Below are 16,178 nucleotides of genomic sequence, written 5' to 3'. Positions count from 1 at the left end.
ACAGTGCTCCGACAGCAATGTATTTTGCCGGTAGAATCCGGACATGGGGCTGGATCTGGACGACATCCGAGAGCTTGCGGAGGACTTCGCGACGGAGCTGCGTCGCAAGAACCGGAGCAAGCAGACCATCGACGGCTACCTCACCCGGATCAGGTACTTCGCGGCCTACCTCGAGGAGCGCGAGCTGCCTACAACGGCGCCGGACATCACCCGCGCCCACATCGGCGGCTACATCGAGGATCTGCTGACGCGGCCCAATCGGCGCAGCGGTGAGCCGCTGTCGCCGGAGTACGCACGCGGCCAGTACCGATCGCTGCAACAGTTCTTCAAGTACCTCGCGGCCGAAGAGATCATCGACGCGAATCCGTTCGACAAGATGAGCCCGCCTGCGGTCCCCGATCAGCAGGTGCCTGTGCCGAGCATGGACGCGGTGAAAGCTCTTCTCGCAGAGTGCGATGGCACCGATTTCGCCGACCGACGCGACAACGCCATCATCCGGTTGTTCGCCGACACCGGGATGCGGTGCGGCGAACTCGCACCGCTCGAGGTGGACTCGCTCGACTTCAACGAAAACACAGTGCTGGTGATCGGCAAGGGTGGCCGACCGCGGACGTGTCCGTTCGGCGACAAGACTCGAACGGCGCTGCGGAGGTATCTCCGGGTGCGTGCGAAGCATTCGGGAGCGAAGAACGACAATCCGGCTCTCTGGCTCGGCTACCGCGGAGTGATGACCGACTCTGGTATTCGCCAGATGCTCGAGCGTCGATGCGACGCGGCCGGCATCGAACGCCTGCATCCTCATCAGCTCCGGCACTTCTTCGCGCATACCTGGCTCGACAGTGGTGGCCAGGAGCAGGACCTCATGATGCTCGCCGGATGGCGGTCGCGTCAGATGCTGTCTCGCTACGGCGCCGCGGTCGCGGACAGTCGAGCGAAAGCAGCGCACCGTCGGGCGCGGTTGGGCGACAAACTGTAGGACGGCTCCCCCTGGTGCAGCTCCCGGGGGCAACATCAGGCCATGCAGCAAGACGTTACGGTTGGCTGTATGACCGATGACTTCGTTGCGTGGGCTGCGCAGCTGGCGCGGGACAATCTTGTCGGCATGTCTCGGCGGTGGCAGCACGTCCAAGGCGTCGCTCGGCATGCTCAGCAGGCCGTCGACGTGGTTGACGATTCCGATCTATTGCTGGCTGCGGCGTGGCTGCACGACATCGGCTATGCACCATCGATCCGTAGAACGGGATTCCACCCGGTTGATGGTGCCGAGTTTCTGCGGCGTGAGGGTGTGTCAGAGCGTCTGTGCGCTCTGGTCGCCAACCATTCGTGTGCCCGTATAGAGGCGCGAAACCGTCATCTCGCGATCGACTGGCCGGATGAGCAGACAGCGCTGCGCGACGCGCTGTGGTGGGCGGATATAACGACGACCCCAACCGGTGAGACGACGGATGTGCTCGGTCGCATCGCCGAGGTCCGCGAGCGGTACGGCCCGGCCCATGTCGTATCCAGGTCATTGGCGGAGGCAGCACCCGAGCTGATCGAAGCAGTTGACCGTACCGAGAAGCTACTGCGTGAGTAGTCGACTCTCGTGGGCTGTCACGTGTAATACGGCCCTGCTGAGGAATTCAGACCCCGATCTATCCGAAGGGCAATCGAGGGATGGACATCCAGAGATGAAATATCGCTCGGTGCAACCCATCTGACTTCCTTCGACTCCGAACTAGTTCGGAGTTCACCGCCGATTGGGTCGGCGTGGAAGCAGATGGAGAACTCTTGCCGCACTTCGCCATCGTCGTATGCGATGACGTGGTCTGGATTCGAGAATATTCCGACGAGGTCGGTCACCTGGACGTCTATCCCGGTTTCCTCTTTGACCTCTCGTATGAGCGCCTGTGTGACCGTTTCGCCCGCCTCCAGTCCACCCCCAGGGATCGAATAGTGATCGTTGTCGGTGCGGTGGATCATCAGGATTCTCCCCTGTGAATCGCGCACAAGGGCACTAACGGCGACCTTGATGCTGTTCGGCGTGGGCGCGTCGGGGTCGTGGAAATAGTCGGTCCGGGCCATGAACGATCACCTTTCGGGGGTCGCGTTCGACCATACGTGCTCGAAGCTGGTCATATACGTCTCGAACATGTCGCCAGCGGGCAACTGGCGCAGATAAAGCGCGGGGGCGTGCGCACCCGGCAGCCCGTAGACGTGCATGTTGACGATCATCTCGTTGTCGAATCGGAACACCGAGTTGTAGAGCGTCGTGTCGTGGTATCGAAGTTCGACGCCGTCGATCTCGGCCAGCGGCTCGATCAGTGCGAGTGCGTTGTTGATACGCGAGGGCACGGTGCCTGCCGCCAGACGTTCCTCGGCGCTCCGCTTGTCGGCTTCCGCTGCGGTCGGGCGACCGAACAGCAGTCGAACCTTGAGCCCGTCGCGTGTCTTCTTGCGAAGGGTTCGTGTGAATTCGGGCTCCTCGGCAAGGAACAAGCCCGCGAGCACGAGGACGTCGAGTTGTTCGCTCGTGCTCGACAGCAGCCGCTTCCACAGGTCGCTTGGAATTGCACTGCGGTGTGGGTAGACCGTCAGGACTTCTGATTGTGCAACCTCGACCTTCCGTTCTGGCGCGAGAGCGTCCGGCCACAAGTAGTTCTCGGTTTCTCCGACTAGCGCGGCGACGGCATGCCGGTGCTTCGGGTAGGGCACGCGGCCCTTCGTGATCCACCGTTCGACGGTCTTTGGCTCCACACCGGCCTTGTCCGCGACGTCCGGGATGTCGAGGCCAGCCTGCTGCATCGCATTGCGAAGGCGTTCGTTCGCCATTTCGCCTCCAATTTCAGGGACGTCTAGGGACTTCTTCAACGGTACCTGAGACGTCTGGACAAGTCCATCTATGCGGTGCTTACGCCCGAAATTTCGGCGAAAAGTAGGGAACTGCAACGTATTTCCCACTTTCCGAAGGAGCGGGCATTGATGGACAAGGCTTCTACTGAGGCCCGGAATCTGATCAGCCTCAGGACCGCGGCGGCGCTCGTCGACGTCGACACGAAGACGATTCGAAACTGGATCGCGGCCGGTGATCTCAACGGATTCAGGGTGAACGGACGCCTGCTGCGGGTCGAGCGTGACGAGCTGCTGGCGCTGATTCGGCCCGCCGCGACCGTCATCAACGGCGGTGTGGCATGAGCACCCCCGTCGAGCGGACATTGCAGGCGCGGATCGCCGCGCACGAGTCCTGGGCGAAGACTTCCGATCGCGCGGCGCGCACTGCGAAGGCGCGGGCGGCGATGACAAGCAAGTTCGACCGCATTGTCGACCCGGATGGGCTGTTGAGCCCGGAGGAGCGTGCCTACCGCGCTGATCAGGCTCGGAAGGCTCATTACACGCGGCTCGCGTTGAAGTCTGCGCAGGTCCGCCGCCGTCGCGGTCGTAGCCGCAAGGGCGGTGAGTGCTGATGCGGGCGCGGACGTTCATTCTTGCGGTCGCCGCCATCGCGGTCGGCTACCTCGTGCTGACTGCGCCTGAGGTTGTCGGGTTCACGGTGATGCTGCTGGGCGCGATCGCGTTCTGGCGGTCGTCGAGGCGATGGAAGGTCCGGCGATGAGCGCGCCGTGGCGGCAGGACCCGCCTGTTCAGGGTTACACGGTCACGCATTTCGACCGCCGTGGTGGTCATAACCCGTTGCATTCGATGGCTGGTCCGGAGTTCACCGGGACCAGTGCGGTGTTCGCGCCGCTGGGGCTGTTGCCGCCGATGGTGCGGCTGGCTGCGTTCTGTGTGCTGCTGCTCATCGGGATGGGCGGGTGCACGGCGGCGTGGATCGATCAGCAGGACTATGTGCCGTCGCCGAACATCTGCCGCCCGCTGAACGCGGGGGTTCCGCCGGAACCGGCTGGGTCGTGTGTGCCTCGTTCGCAGCTGCCGTCGCAGGTGGTGACGCGATGAGCACTGAGAACGAGCGTCGCCGCGAGCACGCGGAGTTGGAGACGGAGTTCCAGCGCCTGGACACCGCTCTTGGCGTGTTGAGCGACATGCTCGACGGCGCTGTCGAGTCTTCGCGGGCGAAGGACTGGACCGGCATCGCGTTCGAGAGGTCGCGCATCGCACAGACCGACGCGATCAAGCAGGTCCATGCCGAGCAACGCGCGGTCTGGGATCGGCTGCTGGATTACCGGCACGGCCCGGAGGTGGCGGCCCAGATCCGAGCCCGTGTCGCCGAACGGGATGCCGAGCAGCGGCGTGCGCAGCGTCCGGGGCGGTCGCGATGAGCAGCCGTTTTCATGATCCAGACGGCCGCCGGTTCGGTATTCCGACCTGGCCGTGGGGTTTGGCGCCGCAGCATTTGCGGACCCGTCGCCAGCTCGCGCGGGAGGGCAAGAGTCCGAGTGGTGAGTACGAGGCGCAGGTGCTGCGGGCGCGGGGTGGGTCGCGAGGGCCGCTGAAGGCACACCTGTACGACGCGGAATCGGCCGTGCCGAAACGAGTCTCGACCGAAGCGCAGCTGGAGGCATTGCAGCTGGCGCGGTGGACGCGCTCGGCGATGGCCGCGGAGCGGCGAGGGGTGGACGCGACGGAGATGCGCGAGTTCATCGCGCAGGCCCGCACCGATATCGCTGAGCGCCGCGGCGCGGCCGGTCACAGCCGCAGTTCGCGGCAGGGAAGGGAGCGAACCCGATGAACCACAAGAGGAAGGGCGTCGACCGCTACACCGCGTTGGAGCGGCGCCACCGTGCCCAGATCGTTGGCGGGCTGCGTGATCAGGGCGTGTCCTATCGGCGGATCGGCGAGCAGCTGGGTATTTCGCTGGCTCAGGTCGAGTCGTGCCTGGGTGAGGCTACGCGGCTGCGTGAGCAGGGGCTGACGAAGCAGGAGGTCGCCGACGAGATCGGCATCCCCTATGGGTCGTTGGGCCGGGTGCTGGCTGTGCAGGGTAGTAAGGGTCTGTCGGCTCAGCAGGACGCGGCGCTGGCCGCGTTGGTCGACATGCACGGGATGCAGGTCGATGTGCTGGCCGAGTTCATGAGCTTCAGCAGCCTCAGCAGCGCCTACGACCTCGCCGACGCTCTGTTGAAGCGGCGGATGGTGCATCCGCTGCTGTCGGTGCAGCGTGGCCGGGCGTGGGTGTACCCGAGGCGCGAGGTGGCCGAGCGGTATCTGGGGTGGCGACCCAAGGACTGGAAGCCGCCGCTGATGTACGCCAACCACTACCGCGCCGTCGCTCAGGCGCGGGTGATGCTGGTCGGTTCCGACCCGCAGTTGTGGGTGTCCGAGCGCGTGCTGCGCCGCCGTGCCGAAGTCGCTGCAGCCGAGTCGAAGTCCGGGCACGTGGTGTTCAGCGACAGCCGGACCCCGCGCAAGGGACGCCCGCACGTGCATGACGGCCGGTTCCTCGGCGAGGTCGGCGGTCAGCACGGCTGGTGGGCGCTGGAGATCGAGCTGAGCGCCAAAGATCGCGTCCACATGGACACCGCGCTTGCGGGCGCGATCCGCGCCGCACGCGACAGCGAGGGCGAGGCCGTGATGGGCCTGCTCTACCTCTGCCGTTCCCAGCGCGTCATGAACACCGTCAACGCCGCCTACCAGCGGCTTCCCCGCGAACTCGCCGCCGTCGAGTTGCTGTTCGCGATCGGCGACTTCGACGAGGAATGGAGCCAGTTCCTCACCCGCCGAAACCAGGGCCGCGCCGCCCGCAAGTCCCGGCGCCCGAACCTTCTTCTCACTCAGGAAGCGTCATGAGCAACTGCCAGCCGATCATCACTCCCCAGGACTGCCACCCCAACAGCAGCCCGCAAGTCCCCACGACCGGCCAGCCGGACGCGCCCCCAGTGGAGCCGGGCGCGGGTAGCGGCCCGTTGGTGCCGGAGGCTCCGCCGATCCGCCACGTCGAAGGCTGGGATCTGCCGACGCTGGACTTGTCCGCGGTCGGTGACGCGGCCTCGACAGCGACGGTGTGCGGTGTCGTGATCGTGGCGATGCTGGTCATGATCGTGGCCGTCGCGGCGCGGTGGCCGTTGGCGCCGCACCGGTTGCGCAACTTCGCGATCGGGTCGCTGCTGCTGCCCGCGGCGTCGGCGATGGCCGGCGGATCGTGGATGACCCCCGCCTCCTTGTGGTGGTCGGGTGCGGCGCGGGTTGCCGATGGCGACCTGGGCGGCCTGCGCACGATGGTCGTGCTCGGCGCCCCGGTGGCCGCGCTGGCCGCGACGTACTGGTGGGCGTCGTTCGTGCACAAGACCAACACCGTCGGGTTGAAGAACCTGGGCCGCACCGAGCGGGTGCAGGCAGCGCTGGCCGCACGGCAGTTCGCTGGGGCCGCCCGCGCGGCGCGGTCGGTCGGCGCCCCGTTCACCACAACGGACGGGATCGTCCTGGGGCCGCTGGCGGACCGGCGCTCGGCGCACCCTCTCGGTTTGTGGTCGGAGCTGACCGCGCGGCATCAGGCGTGGATGGTCGTGCCACACAAGGAAGCGCGCCGCCAGATGGCCGCGTTCGGCACGACCGGCTCGGGCAAGACGGAGCTGATCAAGCGGTACGCGGTCGGGATGCTCGAATACGAGTGGAACGCCTGGCAGCGGTGGAAGGACGTGCCAGGCATGCGCGGCAAGCACCCGCGCCCGCTGCTGGTGGTCGTGTCCTGCAAGGGCGGCAACGACGACAAGGTCTTGGGCCACGAGTTGCGCGAGATCGCCCAGCGCCGCGGAATCGCCGCCGACCGCATCGCCGAGGTCCCCCACGGCGCCCGCCTGGACGTGTGGGCGATGCGCGCCCGCGACCAGCGCGCCGTGCTCGGCGACATGCTCAACGCCGGACAGTCGTCGACGTCGGAAGGCCAGCACTTCGACGAGCTGCGCCGCCGCATCGTCTCCCTTGTCGTCGATGCCCCGGCCGGGCCGCCCCGCTCAAGCCTGGAGTTCCTGCAGCGGCTGAATCCCGAGACGCTGCTGGACCTGTGGGGCAACGCCCCGGACGTGAAGCGGATGGTCGAAGCCCTCCAGTCGGAGAAGGTCGACCAGCTCGCCGACATGCTGATCAAGGCATCCAACTTGTTCGACAGCCTCCAGGGTGAGGACGGGCGGATGGTGTTCGACGGCGGTGTCGACCTCGACGACCTCGACGTGCTGTATGTGACCGTGCCCGGCCTGGACAAGGACGCCGCCCGCGCCCAGGTCGCCGCCATTCTGCGGATGCTGATGCAGCGTGCGGCCCGCACCGCCAAGGACCAGCGTCGCAGCGTCACCCTGATCATCGACGAACTGAGCGCGCTCACCACCGGCCAGGGCTCGATCGGACTGGAAGAAGTGTGCGAACGGGGCCGCTCCCAAGGCGTGAGCGTGCTGTTCGCCGCCCAGAGCCCCGAGGGTGTCGCCGGGGATCAGTGGGCGCTCGATCGGATCTTGAAGTCCTGTGCGGGTGGGGTGCTGCTCGGCTACGTCGAGAACGCCGGAGAGCTGTGCAAGCACTTCGGATCGGTCCGGCACATGCTGCCGTCGCGCCACCTGATCAAGGGCCAGCGCACCGGCGACGAAGGCCAGGTGTCCGTCGGTGAGAAGTGGCTGGTCGACCCCGACCGCGTCCGCCAGTTCGACACCGGCCAGTTCGTCTACGCCAAGGCCGGACGCGCCCAGTTCGGGCACGTCGTGCCCGTCGAACCCGCCACCGTGCGCCCCCTGCCCGGCACCACCAGCGCCGATCCCCAGGCCGAGACCGTCACCGCCGACGCGACCGCCTGACCCCGATTTCTCCGAAACCTATTGAAAGGCAACCCATGCGCATCATCCGACCCAACGACGACAACGACGACAACGACGGCCAGCGGCGGCCCGACCCCGCCCCGACACCGACCGATCCCACGATCGCGGGCGAGCTGTTCGCCGACGAAGTCGAGGACTGGCTGGCCGGTATCGCCGACCTCGACACGGCCCCGACCGCCGCACCCGCACAGATCGAACGACCCGCCGCCGACGCCGGGCCGGTGCGCCGGGCCGCGCTGACCGTCGTGCCCGAACTCGACGACGAGCCCGCTCAGCAGGCCGCCGCCGCGGTAGCGCCGGTCCCGGCGCGGTCACGGGCGCAGACCGCGCGGCGCACCGCAGCAGCTTCCGCCGTTGTGGTCGGTGCAGCCGTGACCACCGGATGGGGTGAGGGGCCGCTGGTGGTCGGTCCGCTGGCCGTCTACGGCGGCGCGTGGGTGGCCTACCTGTGGTGGAACGCCGCCCACCGCCCGCCCCTGCCGCAGGCCATCAGCACCGTCACCGCCGGTATCGGCCACGCCGTCGCCGCCGTCGCGACCGCCATCGTCGGGCTGCTGCGAGCCCTGGTCGAACGCCTCGACCGCGCCCGCACCCAGCACGAGAACAACCGCACCACCACGACAACCGCCGCCCCGTAATCAACCACAATGAAGGAAAACCGTTGAGCACCAACCGAACCCCCGACGATCCGATCCGCACCGCGCCGGTCGATCTGTACGAGCGCCTGCACAACGTCGACGACCGGCTGTTCCAGCTGCGCCGCGAGATCAGCGAGATCCGCCGCGAGTACGCCGCCCTTCGCCGCCACCCCGACGCGTTGGCGGTCGACAACCTCGGCGACCCGCTCGACCCCGTCGAAGCCACCTTCCGCGCGGAAACCGCGCTGGCGATGGCCGACGAGAAGTTGGACGCCGCCGACATCTGGCTGACCCGCGCCCGCGGCCGGTACGCGACCCGCCTCAAGCTCACCGACGCCGCCGCCGACGAACTCGACCGCCGACGCAACCGCGTCGAGCGCACCCGATGAACACCGAAACCAACCACCACTGAGAGGAATTCACCGCAATGACCGACCGTAGCCCGGAAGACGAGATGATCGCCGAGGCCCGCAAGTTCGCGCGATCGCTGCCGGAACTGACCCGCCTGCACGCCCAGGCCCGCAACTTCTTGGAGCGCCGCAAGATCCGCAAGGAGATCAGCCGGACGCTGCGTGAGCAGCGCCGCGAGGCCGAGGTGATGCGCAAGCATCAGCTGACCTGGACCAGCCAGGCTATCGACCGCTACCGCGTACACGTCCAAGCGGTCGCCGAGCGCGCGAACGACCCGAGCGTGGACCATGACCGGCGCGCCCGCGACGCTCACGCCCTGGCCGAGCACCGTAACCGCCTGGCCCGCGGCTTCATCGGCAATGAACACCTGACCCGCACCGAGCAGGGCATAGCCCTCGACGGGTTGGACTCGGCGACGATCTTCCCGCATTTCAAGGTCGGCAACCTCTTCGCCAAAGCGCACAAGGTCCGCGGCATCGACGCGCTGCGCTACCGCGCCCACGTCGCTCGTGAGACGGTCAACGCCCGCCAGCACACCGAGGTGGAGCGTGAGGACCGGCAGCAAAGCCTGGACGCCGCGCGCCGCGCCAACGCCGAGGAGTCGCTGCTGGCGCGTATCGACGCCGCGCAGGACCACCGCCACCGCTACACCGCGGAAATGACGTGGACCGACCCGGACGGCGGGAAGCTGACCGAATCCCGCTCGTTCGCCACCGAGCACAGCGCCACCAGCTGGTTGCAGCGCAACATCAGCGGCACGTCGTGGTCGGAGGGCACCACCCTGGCGGTCGAGACCCGCGACACCCTCAACGCCGCGAAGCAATACGTCGACTACGGCCGCCCCGAGACCGTCGCCGACCAGCTCGCCGACCGCGAGTCGGTGTTGCGGGAGCGGACGTTGTCCGGGCAGGTTCACCACGAGCAGGCCGACCGGCAGCGGGAGAACACCGACCGCGAACGCCCACCCGACACCGCCGGTGTTGACCGGCTGGCGCAGGTGGAACGCCAGTTGAACGACATGGCCGCCGACCGGGACCGGCTGGATAACCGGGTCGGGTTGCTGCAACGCGGCCTGGATTCGGTCACCGCCGACCGCGACGAGATCCGCCGCAAACTCGACACCGCCGAAGGGCACATCGAGGCGTTGAAGAACCGCAACCTGCGCCTGTCCGCCGAGGTCGACGCATTGCGCGCTCGGCCGGGCGTCGAGCAGCTGACCGCCGAGCGTGACCAGCTCAAGCAGGAACGCGACGAAGCGGTGCGCAAGCTCGTGCAGTCCACACCCGAGCACGAGCGCTACGGCAACCGCCCCCGCCGCAGCGGCGCCAACGGCAACGGCGCGGAGCAGGAGCAACCGAATCCGACGCTGGAGCAGCTTCGCGACTCGGTACAGCCCGGCAACGACACCGGCCCGGTGGGCAAGCGCGCCAGCTACCTGCGCGACCTCGGGAGCGGCCGCGAGCAGGCCGGTCCGGACACCCAGTCCTGGCCGCGTCCGGAGCGCAACGGCAACGGCCGCAACGGTATCGAGCGGAGCCGGTGATGGAACGCGAGCACGAGGAAGCGATGCGTATCGAGTTCGCCCGCTACACCCAGCTCGGCGAAGACATGCAGCAGCCGACCGCGACCGACGCCGATCGCGACCGCATCACCACCCAGCGCCGCGAGATCGGGCAGCGGTGGGCGGACGGGCCGCACGCCGAGCACTGGGGCTACCTCGAGGACGCCTACGAGGATTGGCGGCGCTCGCCGGAGCCGATGTTCCGGCTGGTGGACAACATCGTCTACAACGACGGCGCCGGGGCGACGGAGCTGCAATACCGCAGCTTGCAGCACTCGTTGCATCTGGCGATCCGTGACAGCCAAACCGTGCGCGACGCCTTCCACCGCCACACCAACCCCGATATCGAACAGCAGCAGCCCGCACGCAGCCGCGGCGTGCAGCGGGGGCGGTGAGTCATGCACATCGAGCACGAGGAAGCGATGCGCGAAGCGTTCGCCGAGGCCGACCGGCTGTCGCGGCTGCGGGACCGGCCGGGCGCCAGCGAGGCGGAGATCCACAGCCTCTACGCCCAGCAAGAAGCGATCGACCAGGGGTGGCGCAACGGGCCACATCCGGGGGAGTGGAAGTACCTGAAGGACGTCCACGACTTGTGGTCGCGCTCGCCCAGCTCCGTGCGGCGGATGCTGTCCTTGCCGGGCGCGGATTCGTTGAACGGGGTGCAGCGGCGCAGTATCGAGCAGGCCCGCATCCTCACCGCCGCACAGCGGCCCGAGATCGAGCGGGGGCGGTGACGATGACCGAACAGTCACCGCAGCAGGGCCGTTCGTACGAGGTCGTCACCGCGGCGTTGATTCGCCGGATGGGTCCGGCCAAGTGGCCGCGGGAGCCGCAGCAGTGGACGAACTACCTGTGCCCGGTGCACGAGGGCGACGGCCACCACCACAACCCCAGCCTAGGAGTGCGGTATGACCCGCGGCAGGGCAAAACGATGGTGCGCTGCTGGGCACGCTGCGACGACCAGGACGTGCTCGACCGCATCGGGTTGCGGGTACGCGACCTGTGGGACCGGCTGCCCGAGCGCACCAACCAGGAGGGTTCTGCTCGTCGGCCGCACGCGGGCGGCGGGCGGCCCGCCCGCCCGGTCAGCGTCGCCTCGCCGGTCGAGAAGGCCATCCTCGCGGCTCGGTTCCCGCTGCCTGCCAAGCGGGACTTGGGTGCCCAGATCGGGGAGCCCGAGGCGGTCGACACCTACGTCTACCGGTGGCCGGGCGGTCGTGTCGAGGGCGCGGTGGTGCGGCTGCACACCCCGCACGAGCACGGGCACGCCAAGAGCTTCTACCAGCGGCGCTGGACCGGAACCGAGTGGGTCAACACCGGGTTCGCTCCGCTGCCGTGGCAGCTCGCCGACGTGCGCGAAGCGCTCGACACCGGGCGTGAGTTGTACGTATGCGAGGGCGAGAAGGACGTGCAGCGAGCCCGCCAGGCCGGGCAGCTCGCGACGTGCAACGCGATGGGCGCGGGGAAGTGGACCGACGACCACGCCCGCTGGCTGCGTGGCGCTGGCCGGGTGATCGTGGTCGCCGACCGCGACCGGCCCGGCTACCGCCACGCCGCCCAGGTCGCCGAATCCCTCGCCGACCGCGTCGGCGAAGTCCGGGTGGTGCAGGCCCGCGACGGCAAGGACCTCTGCGACCACCTCGACGCCGGACACGACCTCGACGAACTGGAACCGGTCCACTACCTCGACCGGCCTCGATCCCAGCGCAGCGTCCACGACCTGCACCCCCCAACGACCAGCCGCGGCCGGCCCGACCGGACCCGTGCCCGCTGAACACCACAACAGGAAGGACCCCATCCATCATGAGCACCAACAGCTTCGGACAGCGTTTCCGCCGTGCCGCCCGCCCCGCGTCGGCGTTCACCAAGACCAGCAAGCCCGGCACCACCGTCTACGGCCGCATCGTCGCCGCCGTCGAGGAACCCAAGCTGAAGTTCGGCGGCGCGCCCGGTGAGGTCGAACTCGACGAGGACGGCCAGCCGGTCATGCAGACCGTCGTCACCCTCGACACCGGTGCCGGACCGCGCAACCTGTACGTGTCCTGGCGCATGGAACAGGCCATCGGACTGGCACTGGAGAACGCCAGCAGCGAGGACTTCGAGATCGGTGCGACCCTGTCGGTCACCTACACCGGACCCGACCCTGAGTACTCGCGGGCGCGGCTGTTCACCGCTGTCTATACCCCGCCCGCCGCGAGCAAGGGTGCGTGAACCGTGACCGGACTCAGCTCCGGTGCGGACGTGGTGCGCAGCAGCCAGCCTGCTGCGCACCGCAGCGCACCAGACGATGCACAGGCCGGTGCACGCACCCGCGAGCAGGTGTCGGCGATCCGGTTCTTTTGGGGTGAATTGCTGTTGGTCGCGGCAATGTCGATCGCGGGCAACCTCGTCCACGCATGGATCAACGCACCGGACGGCAAACAGCCGGTTGCGGCGTTCGTCGCCAGTTTCCCGCCGATCGCGTTGCTGGCAGCAACCCACGGCGTCGGGCTGCTCGTGCGCGCCCAGAACAAGGCACGCTTCGCCTACTGGGCTGTTGTCGCACTTACCGCCGCTATCGCGGTGGGTGCATTCCGGCTGTCGTTCGACGCCCTGCGGGAGCTGTCGATTCAGGTCGGGATGAGCGAACACCTGGCATGGCTGTTCCCGCTCATCATCGACGGCGCCATCGGACAGGCCACTGTCGCCCTGCTGGTACTCGCACGCACCGACCAAACCAGCACCGAACCGGCGATGCGCACCGAGCCGGAACCAGTGCAGCGGCCGGAGCCGGTACGCACCGTGTCGGTGCGCGAGGTCCACACCGAGACCCGGTCGACCTCGACCGAACTGACCGCGCGACAGGCCTCCCCGGAGCTGCGCACTGCCGAACAGACCGCGATCGACGCCCCTCCACACCACGCACCGGCGACCGGTGCGGAGGTCGACCGGTGGGCGCGGGTGGCCGAGCTGCTGTGCAGCGCTGACCCGTCCGGTCGGCGTGACCGGGAGAAGGTGACCGAGATCCTGCGCCTGCGTCACGAACAGAACTGGTCGCACGCGCGCATTGCCGAGCACGTCAGCCTCAGCTCGTCCTCGGTGACCCGCACTCTCACCGCGGCCCAGGAACACCTTGAGGAAGGAGCCCACCAGTGAGGAGCGTGGTCAACGTCCGACTGTCCGGCGATGCCGACGCCGTCGCGGCGGTGACCGCGATGCTCACCGCCGCCGGTTTCGACCTCCGGCTCGGCGACCGCATCTACCCCAACCGCAGCGGATTCGGCGTCCGCGCTTACGGCGAAATCGCCGTCCGCATCCGCAACGGCGGCACGTAGCCACCCGAGCAGCAGCACCGACAACCGCATACGAGTAGGCCCCGCTGGCATTGCCAGCGGGGCCTACTCGTGGTCTCCAGTGCCGGAAACCGATCCGGATCTGATTCGGATCTGATCCGGACCTGATCCGATTTTGATACGACTCCGAATCCGATCAAAGTCGGATCAGGGGACGCGAAAAAGGTGCGCTGAACTGGGGTGTTTGGCGTCGTCTCCCTCCCCACCCGGCCGACACTCTCTATGGCTTCGCTGTTCATAGAGAGTGTCGGCCGGGTGGGGAGGGAGCCAACACCAAACAATCTGGAAGGGAATGGGGTTGAGGGGGGACCACAAGGAGAGGGACCACAAGAGGGGTCTGGTACGTGGGTGCGTTGGGTGAGGACGTTGCGTCTAGCGCTGCGCCACCTGCGGTGGCGTGTTCGCGCGTCGGGACGCGCTCAGTGCCCTCGAAGGGTCATGTACGAGCGCGGGTTTCGGGCGGTGGAGCGCGGGTGGTGCCACAGAGCGCGTGAGGCGGTCACGCCGGGGCGGGATGGACCACAACCGGAAAGTGGGGGTCCGTACTGGGTTTCACGGCCCACTGGCGGAAGCGTGTGGCAAGATTCTTGCTATGGCAGAACTGGACTCCCAGCCTAAACCAATTCAGTCGCTGTATTCTTGGTACGTCGAGGAACGGCTATTCGTCAACCGTCGGTACCAAAGGAAACTCGTGTGGACAGCGCATGAGAAGCAGAAGCTGATAGAGTCGGTTCTTCGAAAGTTTCCCGTTCCCGCTATTCTTCTCGCTGAACGCGATGGTGGCAAATATGAAGTAATTGATGGGCTTCAGAGGTTGCATACTCTTATTTCGTTCATCGAGGGAGCTTTCCCAACGCTTGAAGATCGATATTTTGATATAAGTCAATTCCCTACGGCTCGCGATCGATTGGGCGATGATATGGCTGCATCGTCGAAGGGTGCCGAGGTGTTATCGGGCAGGGAGGTCGGCGCATTCCTCGACTACGTCATGGCGGTTACAGTAATGCGCGGTGCGACGGAGGATGAAGTAGACGATGTCTTCGGCCGAATTAATACCTATGGTCATCGACTGAGTGATCAAGAGCGCAGGCAAGCCGGAACTCAAAATAGCTTTTCGCAACTTGTGCGCGAATTAGCATGCCAGATTAGGGGTGATGCATCCAGTACAGTTCTAAACCTTCAACAGATGCCCGCGATCAGTATCGACCTGCCAATGTCCAAGCACGGATACGAGGTTGCAGCAGAAGGTGTCTTCTGGGTTCAGCAGGGCATTTTGCGATCGACTGACCTCCGTGACAGTATGGATGAGCAATGTATAGCGGATATAGCTGCGAGTGTCATCGGCGGAGACGTTCTAGAGCGCTCCAAGGAAGCGCTTGACGCTATCTATGAGGGTGATACTCCCGAAAATAGGCGCATAGAGGATGCGCTCGCAAGCTATGGGTCTGAAGCTTTCTCGGATGAGTTCAAGTATTGCGTTGACGAGATTCGAAAGATATGCGAGGCGGATGGTTCCGCGAAGCTGCGCACTATTCTTTTCAGGAAATCTTCAACTAACGCTTTTGCTGCGGCGTTTGCGGTACTGTTTATTGCTATTCACGAAGCTATCGTTACTGATGAGAAGCGGATCTCGGACTATAAAGGCGTCAAGAATGCTCTGACCGGGCTGTATGACCGGTTGGATACCGGAAGAAAGTCGACGGCCTCCGTCGAGCGCAGGAAGAACATCGATTCAATAAAAGGCCTTCTTTCGCGATATTTGGTCGCTGCGAATAAGCGGGAAATCTATGGAGCCCACTCGACTGTCGACATAGATAACGCGCTCCGCCGTTCCGAAATCGAACTCCCTCACTACGAGCTCAAGCAGGGTCTGCTCATGCTTTCAGATCCTCCGAAGATCGATACGGCGATGTTCAATAAAGTTGTAAAAACTGTATGTGCAATTGCCAACAACGGTCCCGATAATAGTGGAACTCTTTTGATCGGTGTCACGGATGACGAACCCGACGCTAACAGGGTCAAAGCCATCTATGGAGTACAGCCCAAGAAGATTGGTACCAGATATGTCGTCGGCGTCAAGCGTGAGGCTGATTTCTTAGGCGAGACCACGGAGGCCTATTTTTCTCGCTGGAAAGATGCAATTCGAAACTCTAAATTGAGCGAGCCCCTTAAGGGTGACGTGCTCGCCAATATGGACTACAACTCCTATTATGGGATGGGTGTGATCGTGCTTCGAATCCCCCCTCAATCGAAGCTCTCGTACCTAGATGACGTGCCCTACCGACGGGACGGGGACTCCACCGTTGAAGTGACGTCTTTCCGAGATGCTGAAGGTCTTAGTTCGAGGTTCACGGAGCGCCGTGGCGGTAGCTCACGCCTATAGCCGTGTGCTTCCGCGCGCTCTGCTGGCGCCACCCGCTTCTCTGAACGCGCATAGCTGTCAGCTAAACGGCACTTGTGGAGGTGCGATGGGCGGGGGTGCGACGCCCCGGGTCGT

Annotated in this window: 22 protein-coding genes; 20 read left to right on the top strand and 2 right to left on the bottom strand. The window is 66.0% G+C overall.

Going from position 1 to position 16,178, the window contains the following annotated elements; genetic code table 11:
* Nucleotides 1–43: 43 nt before the first annotated feature.
* Entirely contained in the window at nucleotides 44–976 is a 933-nt protein-coding gene (locus OHA40_RS07250) for a tyrosine-type recombinase/integrase (RefSeq protein WP_330232296.1), read from the top strand.
* Nucleotides 977–1,162: 186 nt separating this feature from the next.
* On the top strand, nucleotides 1,163–1,576 hold the full coding sequence (locus OHA40_RS07245; protein WP_330232295.1) for an HD domain-containing protein: 414 nt from the start codon (nucleotides 1,163–1,165) through the stop codon (nucleotides 1,574–1,576).
* Nucleotides 1,577–1,593: 17 nt separating this feature from the next.
* Here OHA40_RS07245 and OHA40_RS07240 read toward each other — a convergent pair whose 3' ends face one another.
* Complete coding sequence (locus OHA40_RS07240) at nucleotides 1,594–2,064, bottom strand: NUDIX hydrolase (RefSeq protein WP_330232294.1); 471 nt, start codon at nucleotides 2,062–2,064, stop codon at nucleotides 1,594–1,596.
* A gap of 6 nt (nucleotides 2,065–2,070) precedes the next feature.
* The gene (locus OHA40_RS07235; RefSeq protein ID WP_330232293.1) at nucleotides 2,071–2,811 is read right to left on the bottom strand and encodes a helix-turn-helix domain-containing protein; all 741 of its coding nucleotides are present in this window, start codon (nucleotides 2,809–2,811) and stop codon (nucleotides 2,071–2,073) included.
* A gap of 150 nt (nucleotides 2,812–2,961) precedes the next feature.
* Here OHA40_RS07235 and OHA40_RS07230 point away from each other — a divergent pair, with 150 nt between their 5' ends.
* The 18 genes from OHA40_RS07230 to OHA40_RS07145 all read left to right on the top strand — a co-directional run bounded on the left by OHA40_RS07230 (nucleotide 2,962) and on the right by OHA40_RS07145 (nucleotide 16,064).
* Complete coding sequence (locus OHA40_RS07230) at nucleotides 2,962–3,174, top strand: helix-turn-helix domain-containing protein (RefSeq protein WP_280242516.1); 213 nt, start codon at nucleotides 2,962–2,964, stop codon at nucleotides 3,172–3,174.
* Nucleotides 3,171–3,443: a hypothetical protein gene (locus OHA40_RS07225; RefSeq protein ID WP_063049159.1), complete on the top strand. Its 273-nt coding sequence runs from the start codon at nucleotides 3,171–3,173 to the stop codon at nucleotides 3,441–3,443. The genes OHA40_RS07230 and OHA40_RS07225 overlap by 4 nt, the downstream gene beginning before the upstream one ends.
* Entirely contained in the window at nucleotides 3,443–3,592 is a 150-nt protein-coding gene (locus OHA40_RS07220; protein ID WP_330232292.1) for a hypothetical protein, read from the top strand. Before OHA40_RS07225 ends, OHA40_RS07220 begins: the two co-directional genes overlap by 1 nt.
* Complete coding sequence (locus OHA40_RS07215) at nucleotides 3,589–3,933, top strand: hypothetical protein (RefSeq protein ID WP_157106535.1); 345 nt, start codon at nucleotides 3,589–3,591, stop codon at nucleotides 3,931–3,933. Before OHA40_RS07220 ends, OHA40_RS07215 begins: the two co-directional genes overlap by 4 nt.
* On the top strand, nucleotides 3,930–4,256 hold the full coding sequence (locus OHA40_RS07210) for a hypothetical protein (RefSeq protein WP_330232291.1): 327 nt from the start codon (nucleotides 3,930–3,932) through the stop codon (nucleotides 4,254–4,256). Before OHA40_RS07215 ends, OHA40_RS07210 begins: the two co-directional genes overlap by 4 nt.
* Nucleotides 4,253–4,666 (top strand): hypothetical protein, encoded by a 414-nt coding sequence (locus OHA40_RS07205; RefSeq protein WP_330232290.1) that lies wholly within the window; start codon nucleotides 4,253–4,255, stop codon nucleotides 4,664–4,666. The genes OHA40_RS07210 and OHA40_RS07205 overlap by 4 nt, the downstream gene beginning before the upstream one ends.
* Nucleotides 4,663–5,724 (top strand): hypothetical protein, encoded by a 1,062-nt coding sequence (locus tag OHA40_RS07200; protein ID WP_330232289.1) that lies wholly within the window; start codon nucleotides 4,663–4,665, stop codon nucleotides 5,722–5,724. Before OHA40_RS07205 ends, OHA40_RS07200 begins: the two co-directional genes overlap by 4 nt.
* A complete protein-coding gene (locus OHA40_RS07195; RefSeq protein ID WP_330232288.1) occupies nucleotides 5,721–7,718 on the top strand; it encodes a hypothetical protein in 1,998 nt (665 codons plus the stop codon). Before OHA40_RS07200 ends, OHA40_RS07195 begins: the two co-directional genes overlap by 4 nt.
* Before the next feature lie 35 nt (nucleotides 7,719–7,753).
* Complete coding sequence (locus OHA40_RS07190) at nucleotides 7,754–8,377, top strand: hypothetical protein (RefSeq protein ID WP_330232287.1); 624 nt, start codon at nucleotides 7,754–7,756, stop codon at nucleotides 8,375–8,377.
* A gap of 23 nt (nucleotides 8,378–8,400) precedes the next feature.
* The gene (locus tag OHA40_RS07185) at nucleotides 8,401–8,766 is read left to right on the top strand and encodes a hypothetical protein (protein WP_330232286.1); all 366 of its coding nucleotides are present in this window, start codon (nucleotides 8,401–8,403) and stop codon (nucleotides 8,764–8,766) included.
* Between the two features lie 38 nt (nucleotides 8,767–8,804).
* A complete protein-coding gene (locus OHA40_RS07180) occupies nucleotides 8,805–10,331 on the top strand; it encodes a hypothetical protein (RefSeq protein ID WP_330232285.1) in 1,527 nt (508 codons plus the stop codon).
* Complete coding sequence (locus tag OHA40_RS07175; protein WP_280185988.1) at nucleotides 10,331–10,744, top strand: hypothetical protein; 414 nt, start codon at nucleotides 10,331–10,333, stop codon at nucleotides 10,742–10,744. The genes OHA40_RS07180 and OHA40_RS07175 overlap by 1 nt, the downstream gene beginning before the upstream one ends.
* 3 nt (nucleotides 10,745–10,747) lie before the next feature.
* A complete protein-coding gene (locus OHA40_RS07170; protein WP_330232284.1) occupies nucleotides 10,748–11,083 on the top strand; it encodes a hypothetical protein in 336 nt (111 codons plus the stop codon).
* A 2-nt stretch (nucleotides 11,084–11,085) separates the two neighbouring features.
* The gene (locus tag OHA40_RS07165; protein ID WP_330232283.1) at nucleotides 11,086–12,123 is read left to right on the top strand and encodes a toprim domain-containing protein; all 1,038 of its coding nucleotides are present in this window, start codon (nucleotides 11,086–11,088) and stop codon (nucleotides 12,121–12,123) included.
* Between the two features lie 29 nt (nucleotides 12,124–12,152).
* On the top strand, nucleotides 12,153–12,560 hold the full coding sequence (locus OHA40_RS07160; protein ID WP_330232282.1) for a hypothetical protein: 408 nt from the start codon (nucleotides 12,153–12,155) through the stop codon (nucleotides 12,558–12,560).
* Nucleotides 12,561–12,563: 3 nt separating this feature from the next.
* A complete protein-coding gene (locus OHA40_RS07155) occupies nucleotides 12,564–13,484 on the top strand; it encodes a DUF2637 domain-containing protein (protein WP_330232281.1) in 921 nt (306 codons plus the stop codon).
* On the top strand, nucleotides 13,481–13,663 hold the full coding sequence (locus tag OHA40_RS07150) for a hypothetical protein (RefSeq protein ID WP_330232280.1): 183 nt from the start codon (nucleotides 13,481–13,483) through the stop codon (nucleotides 13,661–13,663). The genes OHA40_RS07155 and OHA40_RS07150 overlap by 4 nt, the downstream gene beginning before the upstream one ends.
* Nucleotides 13,664–14,273: 610 nt before the next feature.
* Nucleotides 14,274–16,064, top strand: a complete 1,791-nt coding sequence (locus tag OHA40_RS07145) for a GmrSD restriction endonuclease domain-containing protein (protein WP_330232279.1) — start codon at nucleotides 14,274–14,276, stop codon at nucleotides 16,062–16,064.
* The last annotated feature ends 114 nt before the right edge of the window (nucleotides 16,065–16,178 follow it).

The organism is Nocardia sp. NBC_00508 (assembly GCF_036346875.1).
Lineage (GTDB): Bacteria > Actinomycetota > Actinomycetes > Mycobacteriales > Mycobacteriaceae > Nocardia.
Note: the sequence above shows the minus strand (reverse complement) of the source record. Positions and strands in the feature narration are given on the sequence as shown.